At 50.3% G+C, this 22,905-nt stretch carries 20 protein-coding genes; 13 read left to right on the top strand and 7 right to left on the bottom strand.

Annotation, left to right across the window (positions count from 1 at the left end):
• Nucleotides 1-263 precede the first annotated feature (263 nt).
• Nucleotides 264-1,667: a multidrug transporter subunit MdtD gene (gene mdtD, locus JK223_RS08010; protein WP_212713656.1), complete on the top strand. Its 1,404-nt coding sequence runs from the start codon at nucleotides 264-266 to the stop codon at nucleotides 1,665-1,667.
• Here mdtD and rbsR read toward each other — a convergent pair.
• The 7 genes from rbsR to kup form a co-directional block, all read right to left on the bottom strand.
• The gene (rbsR, locus tag JK223_RS08005; protein ID WP_371813083.1) at nucleotides 1,664-2,665 is read right to left on the bottom strand and encodes a ribose operon transcriptional repressor RbsR; all 1,002 of its coding nucleotides are present in this window, start codon (nucleotides 2,663-2,665) and stop codon (nucleotides 1,664-1,666) included. The genes mdtD and rbsR overlap by 4 nt on opposite strands.
• 2 nt (nucleotides 2,666-2,667) lie before the next feature.
• Entirely contained in the window at nucleotides 2,668-3,597 is a 930-nt protein-coding gene (gene rbsK, locus JK223_RS08000; protein WP_212713655.1) for a ribokinase, read from the bottom strand.
• 58 nt (nucleotides 3,598-3,655) lie between these two features.
• Nucleotides 3,656-4,531, bottom strand: a complete 876-nt coding sequence (gene rbsB, locus JK223_RS07995; RefSeq protein ID WP_212713654.1) for a ribose ABC transporter substrate-binding protein RbsB — start codon at nucleotides 4,529-4,531, stop codon at nucleotides 3,656-3,658.
• Between the two features lie 25 nt (nucleotides 4,532-4,556).
• Complete coding sequence (gene rbsC, locus JK223_RS07990) at nucleotides 4,557-5,525, bottom strand: ribose ABC transporter permease (protein WP_212713653.1); 969 nt, start codon at nucleotides 5,523-5,525, stop codon at nucleotides 4,557-4,559.
• Nucleotide 5,526: 1 nt separating this feature from the next.
• Nucleotides 5,527-7,032, bottom strand: coding sequence for a ribose ABC transporter ATP-binding protein RbsA (rbsA, locus tag JK223_RS07985; RefSeq protein WP_212713652.1), 1,506 nt, complete (start codon nucleotides 7,030-7,032; stop codon nucleotides 5,527-5,529).
• A gap of 7 nt (nucleotides 7,033-7,039) precedes the next feature.
• Nucleotides 7,040-7,459, bottom strand: coding sequence for a D-ribose pyranase (gene rbsD, locus JK223_RS07980; RefSeq protein ID WP_212713651.1), 420 nt, complete (start codon nucleotides 7,457-7,459; stop codon nucleotides 7,040-7,042).
• A gap of 375 nt (nucleotides 7,460-7,834) precedes the next feature.
• Entirely contained in the window at nucleotides 7,835-9,703 is a 1,869-nt protein-coding gene (kup, locus tag JK223_RS07975) for a low affinity potassium transporter Kup (protein ID WP_212713650.1), read from the bottom strand.
• A 262-nt stretch (nucleotides 9,704-9,965) separates the two neighbouring features.
• Between kup and ravA the strand changes: the two genes are divergently transcribed.
• The 12 genes from ravA (at nucleotide 9,966) to atpF (ending at nucleotide 22,901) form a co-directional block, all read left to right on the top strand.
• The gene (gene ravA / locus JK223_RS07970) at nucleotides 9,966-11,462 is read left to right on the top strand and encodes an ATPase RavA (protein WP_212713649.1); all 1,497 of its coding nucleotides are present in this window, start codon (nucleotides 9,966-9,968) and stop codon (nucleotides 11,460-11,462) included.
• A complete protein-coding gene (gene viaA / locus JK223_RS07965) occupies nucleotides 11,459-12,919 on the top strand; it encodes an ATPase RavA stimulator ViaA (RefSeq protein ID WP_212713648.1) in 1,461 nt (486 codons plus the stop codon). The genes ravA and viaA overlap by 4 nt, the downstream gene beginning before the upstream one ends.
• A gap of 61 nt (nucleotides 12,920-12,980) precedes the next feature.
• On the top strand, nucleotides 12,981-15,113 hold the full coding sequence (ovoA, locus tag JK223_RS07960) for a 5-histidylcysteine sulfoxide synthase (protein ID WP_212713647.1): 2,133 nt from the start codon (nucleotides 12,981-12,983) through the stop codon (nucleotides 15,111-15,113).
• 105 nt (nucleotides 15,114-15,218) lie between these two features.
• Nucleotides 15,219-15,680 (top strand): transcriptional regulator AsnC, encoded by a 462-nt coding sequence (gene asnC, locus JK223_RS07955; RefSeq protein WP_025901637.1) that lies wholly within the window; start codon nucleotides 15,219-15,221, stop codon nucleotides 15,678-15,680.
• Between the two features lie 153 nt (nucleotides 15,681-15,833).
• Nucleotides 15,834-16,274, top strand: coding sequence for an FMN-binding protein MioC (mioC, locus tag JK223_RS07950; RefSeq protein ID WP_212713646.1), 441 nt, complete (start codon nucleotides 15,834-15,836; stop codon nucleotides 16,272-16,274).
• A gap of 440 nt (nucleotides 16,275-16,714) precedes the next feature.
• A complete protein-coding gene (mnmG, locus tag JK223_RS07945) occupies nucleotides 16,715-18,604 on the top strand; it encodes a tRNA uridine-5-carboxymethylaminomethyl(34) synthesis enzyme MnmG (protein WP_212713645.1) in 1,890 nt (629 codons plus the stop codon).
• Nucleotides 18,605-18,661: 57 nt separating this feature from the next.
• Entirely contained in the window at nucleotides 18,662-19,282 is a 621-nt protein-coding gene (rsmG, locus tag JK223_RS07940) for a 16S rRNA (guanine(527)-N(7))-methyltransferase RsmG (protein ID WP_212713644.1), read from the top strand.
• A gap of 621 nt (nucleotides 19,283-19,903) precedes the next feature.
• Entirely contained in the window at nucleotides 19,904-20,194 is a 291-nt protein-coding gene (locus JK223_RS07935; RefSeq protein ID WP_212713643.1) for a hypothetical protein, read from the top strand.
• Between the two features lie 622 nt (nucleotides 20,195-20,816).
• Complete coding sequence (gene atpI, locus JK223_RS07930; protein ID WP_212713642.1) at nucleotides 20,817-21,197, top strand: F0F1 ATP synthase subunit I; 381 nt, start codon at nucleotides 20,817-20,819, stop codon at nucleotides 21,195-21,197.
• A gap of 8 nt (nucleotides 21,198-21,205) precedes the next feature.
• Nucleotides 21,206-22,024, top strand: a complete 819-nt coding sequence (atpB, locus tag JK223_RS07925) for a F0F1 ATP synthase subunit A (protein WP_212713641.1) — start codon at nucleotides 21,206-21,208, stop codon at nucleotides 22,022-22,024.
• Nucleotides 22,025-22,074: 50 nt separating this feature from the next.
• Nucleotides 22,075-22,314: a F0F1 ATP synthase subunit C gene (atpE, locus tag JK223_RS07920; RefSeq protein WP_212709097.1), complete on the top strand. Its 240-nt coding sequence runs from the start codon at nucleotides 22,075-22,077 to the stop codon at nucleotides 22,312-22,314.
• Between the two features lie 116 nt (nucleotides 22,315-22,430).
• A complete protein-coding gene (atpF, locus tag JK223_RS07915; protein ID WP_025901629.1) occupies nucleotides 22,431-22,901 on the top strand; it encodes a F0F1 ATP synthase subunit B in 471 nt (156 codons plus the stop codon).
• The last annotated feature ends 4 nt before the right edge of the window (nucleotides 22,902-22,905 follow it).

Here is a 22,905-nt window from a genome sequence, read left to right as displayed (position 1 = left end):
ATCGCGCTTTGCCGTGTCAGTGGGAGCGCATTATAGGGAGATAATTTTTTCTGACAAGGGTTTATTTCAAATAAATTGCCGAGTGTCGCTTTTTTGCCCATTTTGCTAATTTATGTGCTGTTTTGAGTAAAAAAGACACTAATAAACGCTATTTTTTCTACATACTTATTACTCTTTCCGGAATCAGCACTGAATAATGGCTGTATGCTCAGCCTGAGACTAAGGTAAATGCCGCAGCTTATCTGAAAATAAAAGGATACTTAATGGTTCGCTCTGCACGCAGTATGTCTGGCCTGCCCTGGATAGCAGCGATGGCTTTCTTTATGCAGTCTCTGGACGCCACGATTCTGAATACCGCCCTTCCAGCTATCGCACACAGTATGGATCGCCCTCCGTTAGCCATGCAGTCGGCGGTCATCAGTTATACATTAACCGTAGCCATGCTTATTCCGGTGAGCGGCTGGCTGGCTGATCGCTTCGGTACACGGCGGATTTTTATTCTGGCCGTCAGTCTGTTTGCCTTAGGTTCCTTAACCTGTGCCCTTTCCGGCACACTGCCTATGCTGGTGGTTTCCCGGGTCATCCAGGGGATAGGGGGTGCCATGATGATGCCCGTCGCCCGACTTGCGTTACTGAGAGCCTATCCCCGCAGTGAATTACTGCCTATCCTGAACTTTGTCACGATGCCCGGATTAATCGGCCCGGTGCTGGGCCCGGTGCTGGGTGGGATACTGGTTACCTATGCAACATGGCACTGGATATTTCTTATTAATATACCGATAGCGTTAGCCGGTGTCTTTTTTGCCCGGAAATATATGCCTGATTTCACAACCCCGAAACGACGGTTTGATGCGCCAGGCTTTTTACTGTTTGGTCTCGGGCTGGTGCTGATCTCTGTCGGTATTGAGTTGTTTGGTGAACAACTGGTACGTAGTTCACTGGCCGCTGCTATTCTGATTAGCGGGGTCGTCCTGCTATTACTCTATATAAAGCATGCCAGAAATCACCGCGCACCTCTGATAGGTCTGCCGATGTTTAAGACGAGAACCTTTTCTATCGGGATCATCGGCAATATAGCCTCACGGTTAGGGACAGGCTCGGTTCCTTTCCTGATGCCACTGATGCTTCAGGTAGGCTTTGGGTATTCCGCTCTGCTTGCTGGCTGTATTATGGTACCGACGGCACTGGGCTCTATCCTCGCAAAATCACTTGTGACCCGGGTACTCAGAAGCCTGGGCTATCGCCGGACCCTGGTGATTGTTACCGGTGTCATCGGGCTGTTCGTCGCAAGCTTCTCACTACAATCACCGACTCTCCCCTTCTGGGTACTGCTGGTACCGCTGTTTATCATGGGGATGTTTATGTCAATGCAATTTACTTCCATGAACACCATTACCCTGGCCGATCTCACGGATGACAATGCCAGCTCAGGGAACAGTGTACTGGCCGTGACTCAGCAACTGGCCATCAGCTTTGGTGTTGCAGTCAGTGCAGCCGTCTTACGTTTCTGGCAAAACATTTCCGGCGAGGCTCTCTGGGACTTTCATGCCACCTTTCTGAGTATGGGGATCGTGACGCTGTTATCCGCCCTGATCTTCCTGCTACTGAAACCGGAAGATGGTAAACACCTGATTCACGACCGCGTGAAGAAAAAAGCGAAAACTTAACCTCTGCCAACAGAAGCACGCTCCATCAGCTCCGGTGTCAGTACCAGCAACTGCTGGCTGACATCCGGCGTTTCCATCCGGTGGAGCAGGGTATCAATAGCCAGTTCCCCAAGTTCATCTTTAGGCTGACGGATAGTGCTCAGAGGAGGGATCATATAACGTGCCAGTTCAATATCATCATATCCCATGACTGCCATATCCCGGGGTATGGTTAATCCGGCCTGGTAAAGTGCCTGATAGCCCCCGACCGCCATTGCATCATTGCTGGTAAAAACAGCCTGCGGCCGTGGAGTAAGCCTGAGCAATTGCTGCATGGCAAGAAAGCCCCCCTCAAATTCAAAGTCGCTTTCAATAATGTACCCGGGCAAAACCGGCAGTTTTGCTGCAGCCATCGCACGTTGATATCCCTCAAGACGCAGGCAGGCTGAAGTCTTATCCCGGGGGCCGGCAATACAGGCAATTCGGGTATAACCCCGCGAAACCAGATAACGGGTAGCCATTTCGCCCCCCAGCAAAGAGTTATCCTGAATAACATCGCTGCTGCTTTCAAAAGGGGCCCAGTCCATCATTACCGACGGTATAGACGGATACCGGCCCAGGATCTCAGCAGACGGCCGGCGTCTTTCGGTACACATAATGAGGAGTCCGTCCACGCGCTTTTGCAGCAGCGTTTCCAGACTTCGGTCCATGCGGTCCTTGTCTCCTTCGGTATTACATAAAATCAGGCTGTATTGCCGTTCATAACAACTACGTTCAACCCCGCGAACCACTTCTGCATAGAACGGGTTACTGCTGGCTGTCAGTAACATCCCTATCGTGTGGGTCCGCTGCAGTTTCAGGCTCCGGGCCAATGCTGAAGGTGCATAGTTAAGCTGCTCTATGGCAAATGTTACCTTCTGCCGAATAGCTTCACTGACGAACCGGTTATTGTTAATGACATGAGATACGGTAGAGGTCGAAACGCCCGCAAGACGGGCGACATCTTTCATCGTGGCCACGTTTACCCCTGATCCTGCAAAAATCGCTCAATTTCTTCCCGCCAGGGGACGGAAGGTTGTGCTCCATGGCGGGTGACCGCAATGGCGGCAGCAGCGTGTGCAAAACGGACCGATCCGGTCATGGTTTGTTGCTCCAGGAGTGCCGTCATCAACGCACCATTAAATGTATCTCCGGCACCAATCGTATCCACAGCGGCGACATCAAAACCGGGAATATGCTGACCACATCCCCGCTCACTCAGCCACACCCCGCGCTGGCCGAGGGTAATCAGCACCCGGTCAATACCTTTTGCATGGAGGATACCGGCGGCTTTGGCAGCATCGTCATCGTTTTTCACGACCACGCCCGTCAGTATCTGCGCTTCAGTTTCATTCGGGGTAATCATATCCACCAGCGCCAGCAATTCATCAGATAATTCCGTCGCAGGTGCCGGATTCAGTATGACCTGAGTCTTATTCTGGCGGGCAATCCGGGCCGCTGTCAGCACGCTATCCAGCGGCGATTCAAGCTGTATCAGCAGGGCATCCGCACCGGCAATGACCTGATGGTGCTGCTTAACCCGTTCGGGGGACAGGGCAGCATTTGCGCCGGCATAAATACCGATGGAGTTTTCACCTTCGCCATTCACAAAAATCAACGCCACCCCGGTGGACTCTCCGTCAACGATCGCCACCGGAGTAACATCAATACCATCGTCTGCCAGCTGCTTTAGGATACTTTCCCCCGTATCGTCATGACCTACGCAGGCAATAAAGGCAACGTCGGCACCGCTCCTTCCGGCAGCGACTGCCTGATTCGCCCCTTTACCACCAAAAGCGACCTGATATTGCTTGCCAATCACCGTTTCCCCCGGACGCGGGAACTGCACCAGGTTGATAATGTGGTCTGCATTAATGCTGCCAAGAACAGCCAGTCTGCCGGTATTTTTCATAGGAGGCTTTTATCCGGATAAAAGCGCCCCCGGGGGCGCGTATGAGAGTTATGCTGCGTTATCGGGTCACCAGCTTCAATTCTACCGGTATCAGGGCCGCGACCTTTTTCCCTTTAAGTACGTTGTCTGCCGTGTCTACACCGGTTTTACCAATCTGCTCCGGTAACTGAGCGACTGTCGCAGCCAGCTTACCGCCCTCAACCGCTTTCACTCCATCAGGCGTTCCGTCAAATCCTACGACGATGACCCCAGTTTTACCGGCAGTTTGCAGGGCACGCATCGCACCGAGCGCCATTTCGTCATTCTGAGCAAAAACGGCCTGCACATCAGGGTGGGCCGTGAGCAGGTTTTGCATCACATTCAGCCCCTTGGTCCGATCGAAATCAGCAGGCTGGCGGGCAAGAACACTGAATTTATGGGCATCAGAGGCCTGTCTGAAGCCTTCCCCCCGTTCACGGGCAACAGAGGTTCCGGCAATCCCCTCCAGTTCGATAACTTTTACCCCCTCCCCCAACTGCTTAGCGATAAAATCTCCGGCCAGCTTCCCTCCCGCCCGGTTATCAGAAGCAATGTGACTGACGACCTTACCCTGACTGGCTGAGCGATCAAGCGTGATCACCGGAATCTGAGCCTGGTTCGCAATTTTTACCGCGTTACTCACTGCATCGGAATCTGTCGGGTTAATCAGGATGGCTTTGGTTCCGCGCACCATCAGATCCTGCACATTTGCCAGTTCTTTCGCCGGGTTATTCTGGGAATCAAGCACCACCAGATGATATCCCAGCTTATCGGCTTCTTTCTGCGCCCCCTCTTTCAGGGTGACAAAAAACGGATTATCCAGCGTAGATATCACCAGCGCGAGGGTATCTTTCGCCAGCACCTGAGTACTAAACGTGACGCCTAACATTAAGGCCAATGCAGTAAGTTTTTTCATATTATTAATCCTGTAGGGTAATCAATCAGTTATTGCTTTTTTTATCTATCAGTACCGCCAGTAATATCACTACAGCTTTGACAATCATTTGGTAGTAAGAAGAAACACCTATCAGATTCAACCCATTGTTAAGAAAACCGAGGATCAGCGCACCAATCAGGGTCCCCATGACCCGCCCCTTTCCTCCGGACAGACTGGTTCCCCCCAGCACAACGGCCGCAATCGCATCCAGTTCATAACCGGTACCGGCGGTAGGTTGTGCAGAAGAAAGACGCGCTACTTCAATGGTTCCGGCCAGCGCGGCGAGCAGGCCACACAGTGCATAAACGGTGACTTTTACCCGATTCACACTGATACCGGAAAGCCGGGCCGCGGCTTCATTACCTCCCAGTGCATAGATATAGCGCCCCAGCCGGGTGTGATGAAGCATGTACCCTGCAGCAAGAAAGATAATCGCCATTAACCAGACCGGCGTAGGGATCCCCAGCGGCCGGCCAATACCGAACCAACCGAACAGATCCGCATTATCGTTAAAGCCGGTACTGATCGGGCTGCCGTTGGTATAAACCAGAGTGGCTCCCCGCAGCAGCAGCATCATGACCAGGGTGGCAATAAATGCCTGAACTTTCCCTTTAGCGACAATAAACCCGGTAATCCCCCCGATAAATGCGCCCAGCCCCAGCGATATCGTAATAGCCAGCAGTGAATTCACCTCCATCCCCACGAGGGATGCAGCCACCGCACCGGTCAGCGCCAGTAATGACCCGACAGAAAGATCAATTCCTGATGTCAGAATAACCAGAGTCATCCCCACCGCCATAATGGCGTTAACAGAGGTTTGCTGAAGAATATTGAACAGATTCGCCAGGGTGAAAAAGTTGTGACTCATCCCGGAAACAATGGCAATCAATACCAGAAGTGCAATCAGGGATTTCTGTTCAAGCAGCCAGGCTTTACTGAACAGGCGGCGTGAGGGAAGTGTATGTGTACTCATATTATGCCTGCTCCGCGTTTTGAGGTTTGCCAACTGCCGCCGCCATCAGTATTTCCTGTGATGCCTGCCCGACAGGAAAGTCACCGCTCAGTTGCCCTTCATGCATCACTAACACCCGGTCGCTCATCCCCAGAACTTCCGGCATTTCAGAAGAAACGAGGATGATGCTCATGCCTTCGTCTTTAAACTGGTTAATTAACTGATAAATTTCTTTCTTCGCGCCAACATCCACACCGCGGGTAGGTTCATCCAGAATGAGGACCTTAGGCCGGGTCATCAGACCTCGTGCGATAGCAATTTTTTGTTGATTACCTCCGGATAACAGACCTACCGGCTGATTCATCGAAGGGGTTTTGATATTGAATAACCTGATAAAGTCACTCACCGCCAATTGTTCGGCTGCATGTTTCAGACGCCCACCCTGGTGGCTGAAATACCTGAGCGCGGTCAGCGACATATTTTCTTTTACCGACATCCCTGATACCAGCCCATCACGTTTACGATCTTCCGTGATATAGACGATTCCTTGCTGTAACCCCTCTTCCGGTGAACGTACCCGTATAGCTTTCCCCTCCAGGGTCACACTACCGGCTGATCGTGGGAGCGCGCCGTACAGCACCTTCATGAGTTCGGTACGCCCGGACCCCATCAGGCCCGAGACACCAAGGATTTCCCCTTTGCGCAGAGTAAAACTGACATCCTTCACCCCGGACCCGCTGAGATGCTCAACAGCCATAAGAACACCGCCCGGCGATTTATCCAGCCGGGGGTATTGCTCTTCAAGCTTACGCCCCACCATCATTTCAATCAGTGACTCTTCTGTAAGCGTGTTGACCTGCCGTTCGGCGATGAACTGACCATCGCGAAATACCGTGACATCATCGCAAATTTCAAAAATCTCTTTCATCCGGTGAGAGATATAAACAATGCCGCACCCCTGCGCCTTTAGATCCTTGATGACACGAAACAGGGAGGCTGTTTCTGTATCGGTCAGCGCATCTGTCGGCTCATCCATGATGATGACCCTGGATTCAAAGCTCAGTACCCTGGCAATCTCAACCATCTGCTGATCGCCAATCGATAAATCGTCCACCCGCTGATGACTGCTGAGGCGCAGATTCAGGCGTTTCATTACTGCCTCTGCCTGTTGGTACATCTGTTTCCACTGAATGCGGCCGAAACAGTTCACAACTTCCCGGCCCAGGAAAATATTCTCAGCCACACTCAGTTGCGGGATCAGGTTGAGTTCCTGATGAATGATGCCAATGCCGGCCGCCTGTGAAGCCTTAGGACTGTCGAACGTGGTCTCTTTTCCCAGCCATTCAAAGCGACCGGCATCCCGCGCGTAGATCCCGGTCAGGATTTTCATCATGGTCGACTTGCCGGCACCGTTTTCCCCGACCAATGCCATCACCCGCCCCGGATAGACGGATAGTGCAGCCTTTGATAAGGCTTTTACGCCGGGGAAAGATTTAGTAATGCCTGTGAGTTGCAATAATGGTTGCATAACAGCCTCAGAAGGTTACGCCAGCATTAAGGATGATATTCGCGTACGGGGAACACTCCCCGCTGCGAACGATAGCCTGACTGGATTGTGTTCTTTCTTTGAACTGTTGATGGCTCATGTAGGTAATATCGATGGTATTACCCTGCCGGTGTTGCAGGTGTTCCATCAGTGCAATCAGGTCACTGTGTAATTGAACATTGTGCAGCAATATTTCTTCCGCCAGGATGGCACTCTCGACCTGCATTTCGTCAGTCACTGCCGCGACTACCTGTAAAAAACCCGGCACCCCCGCCGTCAGCGCCAGATCAATCCGTTGAGGCCCTCGCGGGACAGGCAAACCTGCATCACTGATGGTCAGGCTGTCGGTGTGCCCTAAGCGGGAAACGACGGACGAAATCTCAGAGTTCAGTAAGGTGCCTTTTTTCATTTTTCACTCCTGAGCGAAACGTTTCGCTGAATGAAGTCTAAGTAACCGTTGGGGGAAAACAATCGACGGGCAATGAATATGTGATCACTATCGAAACATTTCGCAGCCAGGACACAGAGGGGTAAAAACGCAGTGATCGCGCTGTGATAAAGGTCACAACAGGGAGGGTTATTGCTGCAGGAAAGTAAGAATGCCGGCAACGTCAGTCTGAGAGAAAGTCTGCAGAATACCACTGAGCGGATTCGGTTCAGTGTTGTCTTTCAGCGCCGGGGGAGTGTTTCTTCTGTTCCCGACGACGCTGTCATCGCGGAGAAGGGAAACCGATGACTGCCGGAGGGGGTGAGAGCGGCCATACACGATGACCGCTCCCGTTAATCAGAACTCTACCTGGGTTCCCAGTTCAATGACCCGGTTAGGCGGGATTTCAAACTGATCCGGAGCCCGTAACGCGTTACGTTGCAGAGCCATAAATAACTTACCGCGCAATCGCAGATACCATGGACGTTTCCCCAGAATCAGCGACTCTCTTGACATAAAGAACGAAGTATCCATCATTCTGCAGTTCAGACCTTCCAGTCCGCACCGATGAAAGATTTCTTCTACGTTTGGCGTTTCACGCCAGCCATAGCTGGCGACCACCCGCCAGAAGGTCGGAGAGAGTTGTTCTATAGTGACACGACGTACATTATGAACATACGGGGCATCTTCAGTACGTAACGTCAGCAGCACTACCCGCTCGTGTAATATCTTGTTGTGTTTGAGGTTATGCAGCATCGCGAATGGAATGACATTCAGCACCCTGGACATAAATACGGCCGTTCCGGGCACCCGCAGTGGCGGGTTTTTCTCCAGTGAGGCGATCATCGCTTCCAGAGAATTACCGTGTTCATGCATCCGGCGCAGGACCCGGAATCGTTCGCTTTTCCAGGTCGTCATAATAATAAACATAACCAGTGCCAGACACAGTGGCAGCCAGCCACCTGAGAAGATTTTTATCAGGTTTGCACTGAATAAAGGCACATCAATACACAGCAGGACGATGAAAATTATTCCCACCAGGAATATATTCCAGTGCCAGTTCTTACGTGCCACCGTACAGGACAAAATGGTGGTCAGGATCATCGTGCCGGTGACGGCAATACCATACGCTGCGGCAAGATTGCTGGAATGTTTGAAACAGATAATCACCACCAGCACCGCCGAATACAGTAACCAGTTGATCATAGGGATATAGATCTGGCCGGATTCCATTTCAGACGTATGGATGATTCTCATTGGCGACAAATACCCGAGACGTACCGCCTGCCGGGTCAGTGAAAATACCCCGGAGATCACTGCCTGCGAGGCAATCACGGTGGCCAGGGTCGCCAGCAATAACATCGGGATCAGCGCCCAGTCCGGAGCCAGCAGAAAGAACGGGTTTTTAATGGCTTCAGGATGAGCAAGCAGCAAAGCCCCCTGTCCAAAATAGTTAAGTACCAGTGAAGGCAGAACAACACTAAACCAGGCAATACGTATCGGCAATTTCCCGAAATGTCCCATATCGGCATATAAGGCTTCAACCCCGGTGATCGACAGAACCACCGCCCCCAGGGCAAAAAAGGACACCGTCTTGTAATGCAGGAAAAATTCCACGGCATGCCAGGGATTCAGCGCCTGTAAGACGACAGGGTTCCGGATAATACTGTTAACACCCAGGACCGCCAGTACCAGAAACCAGATAAGCATGACGGGGGCAAACATTTTCCCCACCAGCCCGGTACCATGTTTCTGGATCAGAAAGAGGAGTGTCAGAACAGCAATAGAAAGAGGAACAATATAGGCATCCAGCGAAGGGGCCGCAATTTCCAGACCTTCCATTGCAGACATCACCGAAATGGCTGGCGTAATGACGACCTCGCCATAGAAGAAACTCCCGCCCACCAGCCCCATGATAAGCAGGATGGCCGTCGCCCGGGCACCGGTATTTCGTCCGGCAAGCGACATCAGCGTCAGTATTCCACCCTCACCGGCATTATCCGCCCGCATGACGTAGCTGATGTACTTCAGAGAAACGACAAGGATTAATAACCAGAAAATCAATGACAGAAAGCCAAACACGGACTCCTGCTCGATGCCAAAACCAAATTGCCCCGAAAGGCACTCACGTAGTGTATACAGCGGGCTGGTTCCTATATCACCATAAACCACACCGATAGCTGCTAGCGTCAATGCGCCGGTTGATTGTTTGTTATTTGAGCTCATATCATTTTATCTTGTTTTTAACCAATCCCGTAAAAACGTGCCTTATTAACCGCCAAAGTGGCACAGTATGCACTTATTCATCAGAAAACCCACCCGGTTATCGATAAAAGGTATCTAAAATTGATTATTAACCCGTTGCAGAACCCTGCGGTGATGGGACAATCTTAAAGATTATCATTTCGCGCCTCCTCTGCCGGTTTATCATGGCAGGATGCCGGAAAGACAGCATCCCGACGGTTATTACAAGGACTCAATTATTATTATGGCATTGACTCATCTTTTAGCTGACAGAATTACGCGCCTCAGCGATATGCTGGAAAAAGGGCTGTATGAAAGACACCACACTATCCGGTTGTGTCTGCTGGCTGCTCTTTGTGGTGAAAGCGTATTCCTGATGGGTCCGCCGGGGATTGCCAAAAGTCTGATTGCCCGCCGGCTGAAGTATGCATTTCAGGATGCCCGGGCTTTTGAATACCTGATGACCCGCTTTTCAACACCGGAAGAGGTCTTCGGTCCGCTCTCTATTCAGGCGCTAAAAGATGAAGGACGTTATCAGCGCCTGACCCGTGGCTATCTTCCTGAAGCCGAAATAGTGTTCCTGGATGAAATATGGAAAGCCGGACCGGCCATCCTGAATACATTACTCACCGCCATTAATGAACGCCGGTTCCGCAACGGTGACAGTGAAACCACTATTCCGATGCGATTACTGATCACCGCATCCAATGAGTTCCCGGAAGAAGACAGCGGGCTGACAGCCCTCTATGATCGTATGCTGATACGACTATGCCTTGATAATGTCAGTAGTAAAAACAATTTCCGCAATATGCTGACCGCATCAGGAGAAGAGCCCGTCACTCCGTCGGGGGAGTCTTTGCGTATTACCCATGACGAATATCAGCAATGGCAAAAAAATATTCCCCGCATCGCCCTGCCGGATACCGTCTTTGAACTGATTTACCGGTTACGTCATCAGCTGGAAAATCAGGCTGATGCTCCCTATATCTCAGACCGCCGCTGGAAGAAAGCCACCCGGCTACTGCAGGCCAGTGCCTTCTTCAGTGGCCGTGATGCGATTGCACCGGTAGACCTGATATTACTGAAAGACTGTTTATGGCACGACACAGCTTCTATGCAACTGATTGAGCAGGAAATTCAGTCACTGGTTACCGGTTACGGATGGGAGCAACAGGCTATTTTACTCAAACTGCGCCAGCTGCAAGCCCGTAAAGTAACGCTGCAACGACAGATGAATGAGCAACAAATATTAACGCTGGAAAAACAAAGTACATTGTTTGGCCGTAAGGCTCATCCGGCCTTACCTCAGGATCTGACAGAGGAACAGCTGACGCTGATTTTGCTCTCCCCGCTGACACTGCATAATTTAAACGTATCGCATCTGGTGATCAGCAGAGAAGACCTGAGCCAATGGCTTCAGAAAGGCGGAGAGATCAAAGGAAAGCTCAACGGCATGGGCTTTGCACAATCGCTGGATTTGTATATTGATGACCGTAACCGGTTGAACATCCGGGATATCAGTCTGCAATCCTCCGGGCTGAGCGCCTCCGTCAGCAGTCCGAAAACGCCATTACCCGAAGAAATCACCCTCGGCCTGCAGGCACTTAAGGAGCAGCTACAGACACAACGTTTACTTTTCCGTCAGCATCAGCACTGCCTTTTCATCGATGATAAGTGGCTGGCACTTATTGAACACAGTCTGCAGGATGTGGCGGATCAGATAGAACAGGCAATGCAATGATTTCTATCGATACGCTGTTAAGTCTGCTGACATTTAATGATTACGACTCACTTAATGACTTTCTGACGACACTCCTGGCAGCCCCGCAGCTGGTGATGTTTCTGGAGAAAAGCCCTGCGTTGAAAAAGGCTCTGCTGCGTGATTTACCTGCGATTAAAGCCGCCATCAGCGAAGAGCAGAAAAATACACCGGTACCGGCTGCGCTGGCTCAGGAATTTTCACTCTATACGCGACAAAAAGGACTCAGCCTGTATACCTTCAGTCAGCAGTTACCTGAAACCCTGCAGGCACTGGAACAGCTCAACTCTCCGTTTACCGAAGAAGCAGAAAATCTGAAGAGGCAGGCCGATGACACTCTGTTTACTCCGGCACAACAGAGTCTTTTTTTTCAACGCTGGCGGCTGAACCTGACATTACAGACGGCGACCCTGAATGAAGACCTGCTGGAACAGCACAGAGAACGCATAATCAATGAATTACAGCAGCGGATTTCCTTAGCCGGTCAACTGTCCCCCTTACTGGAAGAAGACGAGGAGGCCGCCGCCGGCCATTTATGGGATTGGAGTAAAGCGCCGTTACAAAAGGGGGATGCGGATTTAATCGTGGAATACAGCGAATTCCTGAAAACACATCCTGAGCTTTCTTCTCTGGCTGCACAATTAGGGCGTAGCCGCGAATCTGCGGCAGAACCTGCCGAAAAGACCGCCACGGGTATACAAAAGGTCCGGGTTCCCCATACGGAGTCCGTTCCTGAAGAGGTCAGCGGCATCCACCAAAGCGATGATATTTTACGTCTGCTGCCTCCGGAACTGGCCGCGCTGAGCATCACGGAACTTGAACTGGAATTTTATCGCCGGCTGGTGGAGAAACGTCTGCTGACCTATCAGCTCCAGGGGGAGTCGTATCACGAAGAACTACGGCACCACCCCGTGACCGGACATAAGAAAGATCCAACCCCGGCAGGCCCTTTTATTGTCTGTGTGGATACATCCGGCTCGATGGGCGGGTTTAATGAACGCTGCGCCAAAGGATTCTGCCTCGCTTTACTTAAAATCGCGCTCACCGGAAAGCGCCGTTGCCACGTGATGTTATTTGCCAGCGAAGTTATCCACTATGAACTGACCGCGGAAGATGGTCTGCAGCAGGCTACCCGTTTTCTGAGCCAGCGTTTCCGGGGCGGAACCGACCTGGCGCAGTGCCTGAATACCGTCGCTGATCAGCTGGAAACAGAGGCCTGGCGGGATGCCGATGCCGTCATTATCTCCGATTTTATCGCCCAGCGGTTGCCGGGAGAGTTGATCCAGCGGCTGGAGAAGATCCGCCAGCAACGGCAACAGCGGTTCCATGCCGTGACGCTTTCCCCGCACGGTAAACCCGGGATCCTGAGACTCTTTGATCATATCTGGAAATTTGATACCCGGTTACGGATGCGATTACTGCGACGTCTGAAGAGGTAAGGCTATGATTCTCTGCTATAGTCAGTACATACCGGCCTAAGCATAGCGGAGCCCTTCAGTAATGATACCCGACCGTCAGCCACATCTCCCTTTACCGTCTTATACGGTTCCTTTAACCGGCGAAAATGTCTCAGAAAAACGTCAACAGATCCTGGAGTATTTTCTCCACAGCTGGGAACTGTATGAGAGTCTGTTTGAATGTCTGGACAGTGCGGATGCCTGGACGACAAAGGCAATTTCTCTGCGCCATCCGCTTATTTTCTATTATGCCCATACGGCGACCTTTTATATTAATAAGCTGATGGCTGGCGGATACCTGGACACCCGTATTGATGCCACCATCGAATCGATGATGGCTATCGGTGTGGATGAAATGAGCTGGGATGACCTGGATGACCAGCACTACTCATGGCCACCGGTCAGCGATGTCAGAGCGTACCGTCAGAAAGTAAAGCAGCAGGTACTTCATTTTATTGAAGAGATGCCGCTGGAACTGCCAATCCACTGGGATAGCCCGGCATGGGTTATCCTGATGGGGATCGAACATGAAAGGATCCACCTTGAAACCTCCAGTGTGCTTATTCGCCAGCTTCCCCTCAGCCAGGTAAAGCCCTCGCCATTCTGGCCCCATAGCCCTCAGGCAAGACACCAGCGTTCACAGGTTCCTGAAAATAGCCTGGTGGCGATTGAAGGAAGCAGGGTGTCACTGGGTAAAGAAGACGAGACGTATGGCTGGGATAATGAATATGGCTTTCAGCAAACCGAAGTCAGTCCCTTTCAGGCCAGTAAAATGCTGGTCAGTCATGGGGAGTTTCTGACATTTGTGCAGGCCGGCGGCTACCACACCCGCCGTTTCTGGGATGAGGAAGGCTGGCAATGGCGTGAGTTTGCCCGTGCCGAACATCCGACCTTCTGGGTCGGTGATGTATTGCACCCCGATCAGCTTAAATTACGACTGATGACGGAAGAAGTCCCGATGCCCTGGGACTGGCCCGCCGAAGTGAATCAGCTTGAAGCTGCCGCATTTTGTCGCTGGAAAGCAGAAGTCCTGGGGGAACCGGTCCAGCTCCCTTCTGAAACGGAGTGGTACCTGTTACGTCAGCGGATAGAGGAGCCTGCGGCAGGTGAACCTCTGCCGGCGAATATCAATCTGAGCTACGCAGCCTCGCCGTGTCCGGTCGATCTTTTTCCGCAGGCGGGGCTATACGATATCGTCGGGAATGTCTGGCAGTGGACGACGACACCTATCAGTGGTTTTCCGGGCTTCAAGGTGCATCCGCTCTATGATGATTTTTCGACACCGACATTTGACGGAAAACATAATCTGATCAAAGGCGGTAGCTTCATTTCAACAGGAAATGAGACACTGAAATCGGCCCGTTATGCCTTTCGACGACATTTCTTTCAGCATGCCGGCTTCCGGTATGTGATCTCATCTCACCAGGAAACGCAGAAAGTGAATCCTTATGAAACAGACCTGATGGTCTCACAATATCTGGATTTCCAGTACGGGCCGGATAAATTCGGTATCGCCAATTATGCGAAGGTACTGGCAGAGAAAGTACTGCCCTGGTGTGAGTCACGGGCGCATGCCCTGGATATCGGTTGTGCGACTGGCCGCGCAACATTTGAGCTGTCACGTTATTTCTCTCAGGTGACCGGCATGGATTATTCGGCACGTTTTATTGATGTGGCGGAAAAGCTTTCTGCGGGAGAAGAATTACGCTACCAGCTCCCGAGTGAGGGTGAGCTGGTAGATTACCGGACATTAAGGCTGACCGATGCCTTAGCAGACTATGCTGCACAGGGGCCGGTACATTTTACACAGGGTGATGCCTGTAACCTGAAGGCCCGGACGGGCATGTTTGACCTTGTTTTCGCCTCAAACCTGCTGGACAGACTGCGTGAACCTCGCCGTTTTCTGCAGGACATCACGCCGATGCTGCGTACAGGAGGCGTCTTACTACTCTCATCACCTTATACATGGCTTGAAGAATATACACCTAAAGATAACTGGCTGGGCGGGCTCCGTGAAAACGGAGAAGCCGTAACAACCTTACAGGCATTACGGCGCATTCTGCAGGCCGATTTTGAGGAAATCGCGCCGCCGGAAGATGTCCCCTTTGTGATCAGGGAAACGTCCCGCAAATATCAGCATACGGTGGCCCAGCTGACGCTGTGGCGTAAAAAATAATCCCCCCGGCAGGAATAGCTGTCGCAGGTCAGCTATTCCTTGCCAGCCTGCACGCAGGAGATTACTGTCACTGTTTACCTTACACCTGACAGATAAGGAAACAGGATGGCTGATACGCTGCAACTCGATCAACTTGATCGCGATATCCTCAACGCCCTGCTGAATAACGCCAAAACGGCCTATGCTGAGCTCGCAAAACAGTTCAGTGTCAGTGCCGGTACGATCCATGTTCGTGTCGAAAAAATGCGTCAGGCCGGGATTATCCTCGGTACCCGCATTGACGTTGATCCGAAAAAACTCGGATTTGATGTCTGCTGTTTTATCGGCATTATTCTAAAAAGTGCCCGTGATTATCCTGCCGCCCTGAGCAAGCTGGAAGCACTCGACGAAGTTGTGGAAGCCTGGTACACCACCGGCCATTACAGTGTGTTTATCAAAGTAATGTGCCGCTCCATCGATGCGCTTCAACAGGTGCTTATCAATAAGATACAGACCATTGATGAAATTCAGTCTACCGAAACGCTTATCTCTTTACAGAACCCGATCATGAGAACCATTAAGCCCTGATCCCCGGGGCATTGTGGATAACCTTATTCATCACTCTCTCCTGTGCTGGCAGCCTCTTCCGAAGAAAATAAAAAATGAATAACCTTGTTGTCCACAGGTGGATCACTGCTTGATCACAGCGTACAATGCTCGCCTTTAACAGAGGGAAGATCGATGGCGGATATTACGTTTATCACAGGCAGTACCCTGGGCAGTGCCGAATACGTCGCTGAAGACCTGGCTGAAATTGCAGAGGCAAAAGGGCTTTCTGCCGAAATTCTGCACGGACCTGCTTATGATGACGTCCCGCCAACAGGGATCTGGCTACTGATCAGCTCAACGCATGGCGCCGGTGAAATTCCGGACAACCTGTTACCGTTTTATCAGACGCTTTCAGAGACACAACCGGATCTTTCTGCCGTCCGTTACGGTGCCATCGGTATCGGTAACCATGAATATGACCTGTTCTGCGGTGCGATCCGAACCCTGGATCAACAATTACAGACTCTGGGCGCGACACGGATCGGCGATCGGCTGGAAATAGATGTCCTGGAACACGATGTCCCTGAGGATCCGGCCACAGAATGGTTTCAACAGTGGATATCACTGATTTAGATCCCCTCAGCCACGGTGATTGATCGTTTATTTCTAATGATCCGTGGTGATTAGTCCTGTTTTGTGATCTTTTTTCCCGGTTTTTCTGTGTATAACTCACCCTGAAACGTGCGTATAACCGGTAGTTATCCAATGAATAACCCCGGATGCTTTTTTGACCTGTGCATAAGTCCTTATTTTGATCTCAGCTTATACGTGAAAGGATCACCGATCATTCACAGCATACGATCCTCATTAGATCTCTGTTAAGTAACAGGAAAAATCCCTTATCCACAAGATCAGTGGATCCTAATAAGAGATCTAACAGAAAGATCATACATAAAATAAAGATCTTTCTTTTAAACCCCTAACGATCCTGCCACTTTCGCCGGTCAGGGAATTTAAGTAGAATCCTCCACCGGGATAGACTCCCAACCGTTAATCTACTGAGGTACTGCTCCATGTTTTATCCAGATCCTTTTGACGTCATCATCATCGGTGGTGGTCATGCAGGGACAGAAGCAGCAATGGCTGCTGCCCGAATGGGTCAGCAAACCCTGCTACTGACACACAATATCGATACGCTGGGACAAATGTCATGTAACCCGGCGATTGGTGGTATCGGAAAAGGACATCTGGTTAAAGAAGTCGATGCAATGGGCGGCCTGATGGCGCAGGCCATCGACAAAGCAGGGATCCAGTTTAGAATACTAAACAGCAGTAAAGGTCCTGCGGTCAGAGCAACCCGTGCACAGGCGGATCGCGTACTCTATCGGCAGGCAGTACGTACTGCTCTTGAAAACCAGCCTAACCTGATGATCTTCCAGCAGGCTGTGGATGATCTTATCGTCGAAAACGATCAGGTCGTGGGTGCAGTGACTCAGATGGGCTTACGCTTTCGTGCAAAGGCCGTGGTACTGACTGTCGGAACCTTCCTTGACGGTAAAATTCATATTGGCCTGGATAACTACAGCGGTGGCCGTGCCGGCGATCCCCCTTCGGTTCCGCTGGCTCGTCGCTTACGTGAGCTTCCGCTGCGTGTGGACCGCCTGAAAACCGGAACACCTCCCCGTATCGATGCCAGAACGATCGATTTTTCGGTGCTGACGCCGCAACACGGTGATACACCGATGCCGGTCTTTTCGTTCATGGGGAAAGCCAGCGATCATCCGCAGCAGATGGCGTGTTACATCACCCATACCAATGAAAAAACGCATGACGTGATCCGTAATAACCTCGATCGCAGCCCGATGTATGCCGGGGTGATCGAAGGGATCGGCCCCCGTTACTGTCCGTCGATTGAAGACAAGGTGATGCGCTTTGCCGATCGCAATGCTCATCAGATCTTTCTGGAGCCGGAAGGGCTGACCAGTAACGAAATTTATCCGAACGGAATATCGACCAGCTTACCGTTTGATGTACAGATGCAGATTGTCCGTTCGATGAACGGACTGGAAAATGCCAAAATTATCCGTCCGGGATATGCCATTGAGTACGATTTCTTTGACCCACGGGATCTGAAACCGACGCTGGAGAGTAAATACATCAGCGGATTGTTCTTTGCCGGACAAATTAACGGCACCACCGGATATGAAGAAGCCGCTGCTCAGGGATTACTGGCCGGCCTGAATGCCGGACGTTTCTCTGCCGATAAAGAAGGCTGGACCCCGCGCAGGGATAATGCTTACCTCGGTGTTCTGGTCGATGACCTGTGCACCCTGGGAACCAAAGAACCGTACCGGATGTTTACCTCCCGTGCCGAATATCGTCTGATGTTACGTGAAGACAATGCGGATCTTCGTCTGACTGCCATCGGTCGTGAACTGGGGCTGGTGGATGATGAGCGCTGGGCCCATTTCAACCGGAAGCTGGAATCGGTGGAACAGGAGCGTCAGCGCTTACGTGATATTCATGTACATCCCAGGTCCGGGAACGTGGAAGAGATCAATGCGGTACTGAGTGCCTCGCTCACCAAAGAAGCGAACGGGGAAGATCTGCTGCGCCGACCGGAACTGACGTACGAAAAATTAATGACATTACCCGGCTTTGGTCCGTCGCTTGCTGATCCGTCAGCCGCTGAGCAGGTGGAAGTTCAGGTAAAATATGAAGGCTATATTGCCCGTCAGCTGGAAGAGATCTCCCGCCAGCAGCGTAATGAAAATACGGTATTACCTGCCGACCTCGATTACCGTAACGTGAACGGGCTTTCAAATGAGGTGATCGCGAAGCTTAACGATCATAAACCCTCTTCCATCGGTCAGGCTTCACGTATTTCCGGTATTACCCCCGCGGCCATCTCTATCTTACTTATTTACCTGAAAAAGCAGGGTTTGCTTCGTAAAAGCGCCTGAGTCTTCAGTAACTGCAGGGGAAACCATTCGGTTTCCCCGCTAACAGGAATTTCCTTCGTGATAAATACACTTTCCTCGCTACTTCAACGGGCTGGTATTTCGCTCTCCGATCAGCAAAAACATCAACTAGTCAGTTATGTCGGTATGCTGGACAAATGGAACAAAGCTTATAACCTGACATCGGTTCGTGACCCTCAGCAGATGCTGATCCGCCATATTATGGACAGTATTGTGGTTGCCCCTTATCTGGAAGGTAATAAATTTATTGATGTCGGCACCGGGCCCGGATTACCGGGGATTCCGCTCTCGATTGTTTGTCCGCACGCACATTTCACTCTGCTGGACAGTCTGGGTAAACGCGTCCGTTTTTTACGTCAGGTACAGCACGAACTGAAACTGGAAAATATCACCCCGGTGCAGAGTCGTGTTGAAGCCTTTACTGATGAGCCACTGTTTGACGGGGTCATCAGCCGTGCATTTGCGTCTTTGCAGGATATGGTGAGCTGGTGTCATCACCTGCCGGCGGCGGGGCAGGGCCGATTTTATGCACTGAAAGGCCAGATACCGGATGAAGAGCTCTCGGCACTTCCTGAACATCTGAGTCTGGAGTCCGTCATATCATTACAGGTGCCCGATCTGGAAGGTGAGCGTCATCTGGTGATTCTGAAGCAGAAATAAGATCTGAACTCTTATACCGGCAACCCTTGCCGGTAATGTTCCTTCCCCGATGCTGACTATCCTATTTTCACTTTTTTATGTGATATCTATCACATAAAAAAGGTTATTAAGTCCTGACTGACGCCGTCAGGATAGAAAAACTCTCAAAAAACCACCGCTCCTGCAGGTTAACTCTTTATGAACTTTCAACAGATAGTGTGCTATCGGTGATGGCGCTGATTATCGATACTGGAGTATTTGTCATAATCACCGGGTCGGATAACTTCAGGGCCAATGAGTAAATCTCTTTTACAGAATTTCTGACGGAAGTCTTAACAGTAAATAGCGTTACTCTGATGATTGCATTGAGGTTTTAGTTAAATTTCACGGTTCGGTTTTTGTTTATTTTTACAGGGAAGGGTTCTTTAGTTTTTTAAAGTATTTATTTTTCTTATTTGATTCTTCCCTGACGGTATGTTGTTAAGTAAATGATTTAGTTGTATATACCCTGTTGTTTACTAAGGTTTTTTTTTGATATAGATTAAAGATGTGGTGTATTTATTACACCTGGTCCTGGCTTCCCTTCGGGAAATTGTCGGGAAATGTCATCAAAATATAGCAGCTTATATATAAGGATATATTATGAAAGAGCTTTCAGTGATCGAAACAAATCAGGTCAGCGGGGGTCTGTTCACTTTCTTCACGGGCCCTATCGGCGCAACGATGGGTTTTGCCATCGGTTCAGTGGTTGATGCCGGATGTGCGAGCCTGAACCTGAAATCTAACTTTAAACTGTCAGGGGCTCTGTTAGGGGGAGGGATCGCCGCTATCGTCGGATTCTCACCCATTCTGGCTACCGCCGGAATAGGCATGGGCGTGACGGGAATTGTACAAAATGCGCTCAGCATTATCAGCCAGCGCAAGTCCGCCTGATAAGCCGTTTTAAGTGTTATTAATCCCTTTTGTCACACACTGACGGTTATTCAGTCTTTGGGGGGAGTTCGCACTATCCCCCTTTTTAATCGTCCCTGCATTCACAATGATCAATTCTATTTATCCCCGCAAATCTGCGCATACCATTCCGGTCCCCTGGCATTCGGGGTCGAATAAATTACAGCGTTTTTTTATAAATTCTTCTTCTTTTTTAACCGGCATCGGCGGCGCTTATTTTTTATATTTATCCTGTTTGTAAAATAATTGATAAAAAAATGAAATAACAGAAGCTTAATTAACAACACTAAATGTGAGGTTAAAGGTCTTTTTCGGGAGTACTATTCGCTTTACCGCGAAAATAGTGGCGGTCTCCGGAGGAAAAGACTGACGTGAAGCGAACTGAAAAGCGGTAGTTCCGCGATTTTTAGCGAAGATTATCGGGAAAAACTCCTTCTCAGAAAGAATTTTAAATAATTGTTCACCTTTTCTCTACTTACAGATTGAAATCGTAGGAGTGCCCCGTATAATTTGCACGGCTTTTGCTGTTCACTCCTTTGGAGTGGTAACAGTAGTTTGTGTAACACACGATATACCCAACTTAAGTAAGGGAGAGTAAGCCGTCATGTCTGTATCTCTTTATAGTTTGAGATTAGCGCGGACAGTGCTGCTTATTCAACTGGTGACTTTTTTGCTCGTCAGTTGTTTCTTTACTTTGAAAAGCATTCACTGGGGAGCTTCTGCTCTGGCAGGAGGGATAGCGGCATGGCTGCCGGCTGTCCTGTTTACGTTTCTGGCCTGGCGCCTGCAAGGGCAATTCCCGGCTAAAGGGCGTGTTGCCTGGAGTTTTGCCTTAGGTGAAGTCCTGAAAGTCTTCATCACCATCGGATTGCTTGTTGTGGCGTTGGGTGTGTTCGGGGCGGTGTTTTGGCCTCTTGGACTGAGCTGGTTATCGGTGCTGGTGGTGCAAATCATTGCACCGGTTGTAATTAACAAAAAAGGGTAAGATGCATCATGGCCGCAGGAGAAATCTCAACCCCACAGGAATATATAAGTCATCACCTGCAGCATTTGCAGCTTGATTTACGTACATTCCAGTTGGTGAATGCGCACGACGCTCCGGCAACTTTCTGGACGTTAAACCTGGATTCCATGTTTTTCTCTGTCGTACTGGGTCTGGTCTTTCTGGTACTGTTCCGCAAAGTAGCTAAACAAGTTACCAGCGGTGTCCCGGGAAAACTGCAGGCGGCTATTGAACTGGTTGTTGGTTTCGTCGATAGCAATGTTCGTGATATGTATCACGGCAAAAGCAAACTTATCGCCCCGCTGGCACTGACAATTTTTGTCTGGGTCTTTTTAATGAACCTGATGGATCTGTTGCCAATCGATCTGCTGCCTTACCTGGGTGAGCATGTCCTTGGTTTGCCGGCATTGCGTGTTGTGCCGTCTGCAGATGTGAATGTGACATTATCTATGGCGCTGGGCGTATTTATTTTGATTCTGTTCTACAGCATCAAAATGAAAGGCGTAGGTGGTTTTGCTAAGGAACTGACTTTACAGCCTTTCAATCACCCGATCTTCATCCCCATCAACCTGATTCTTGAAGGTGTTAGCTTACTGTCTAAGCCGGTTTCTCTTGGCTTGCGACTGTTCGGTAACATGTATGCGGGTGAACTGATCTTTATCCTGATTGCGGGTCTGTTACCGTGGTGGTCACAGTGGGTTCTGAATGTGCCATGGGCCATTTTCCACATTCTGATCATCTCGTTACAGGCTTTCATTTTCATGGTCCTCACGATTGTCTATCTCTCGATGGCATCTGAAGAACATTGATATTTTTATCTCAACACTACTGATTTAATTGAAACAAACTGGAGACTGTCATGGAAAACGTGAGTATGGATCTGCTGTACATGGCTGCCGCTGTGATGATGGGTCTGGCGGCAATCGGTGCTGCGATCGGTATCGGCATCCTCGGGGGTAAATTTTTGGAAGGTGCTGCTCGTCAGCCTGACCTGATTCCTCTGCTGCGCACACAGTTCTTTGTCGTAATGGGTCTGGTGGATGCTATCCCTATGATCGCTGTAGGTCTGGGTCTCTACGTGATGTTTGCTGTCGCCTAGTAACGCCTGGTAATACGGTTGTTTGTTCGGTGATTTTCAGCGAATAAACGAACTCTGCCGTTTATCACCTCTGTGATGACGGCAGATCAAGCTAACTTAATAAGAGGCATTGTGCTGTGAATATTAATGCAACAATCCTCGGCCAGGCCATCGCGTTTATCCTGTTCGTTGCGTTTTGTATGAAGTATGTATGGCCGCCGATCATGGCTGCTATCGAGAAGCGTCAGAAAGAAGTTGCTGATAGCCTCGCTTCTGCAGAACTTGCTAAAAAAGAGCTGGATATCGCTCAGGCTAATGCGTCCGACGAGCTGAAAAAAGCCAAAGAAAACGCTCAGGTTATTATTGAGCAGGCTAACAAGCGTCGTGGCCAGATTCTGGATGAAGCGAAAGCGGAAGCGGAAACTGAACGTAACAAAATCATTGCACAGGCTTACTCTGAAATTGATGCCGAGCGTAAACGTGCACGTGAAGAACTGCGTAAGCAGGTTGCGTTGCTGGCTGTTGCGGGTGCCGAGAAGATTATTGAGCGTTCCGTGGATGAAGCTGCTAATAGCGACATCGTTGATAAACTGGTCGCTGAACTGTAAGGAG

Source organism: Tatumella sp. JGM118, from assembly GCF_018257515.1.
GTDB lineage: Bacteria > Pseudomonadota > Gammaproteobacteria > Enterobacterales > Enterobacteriaceae > Tatumella > Tatumella terrea.
The sequence above is the reverse complement of the archived record's forward strand: the minus strand, read 5'-3'. Positions and strand labels throughout refer to the sequence as shown.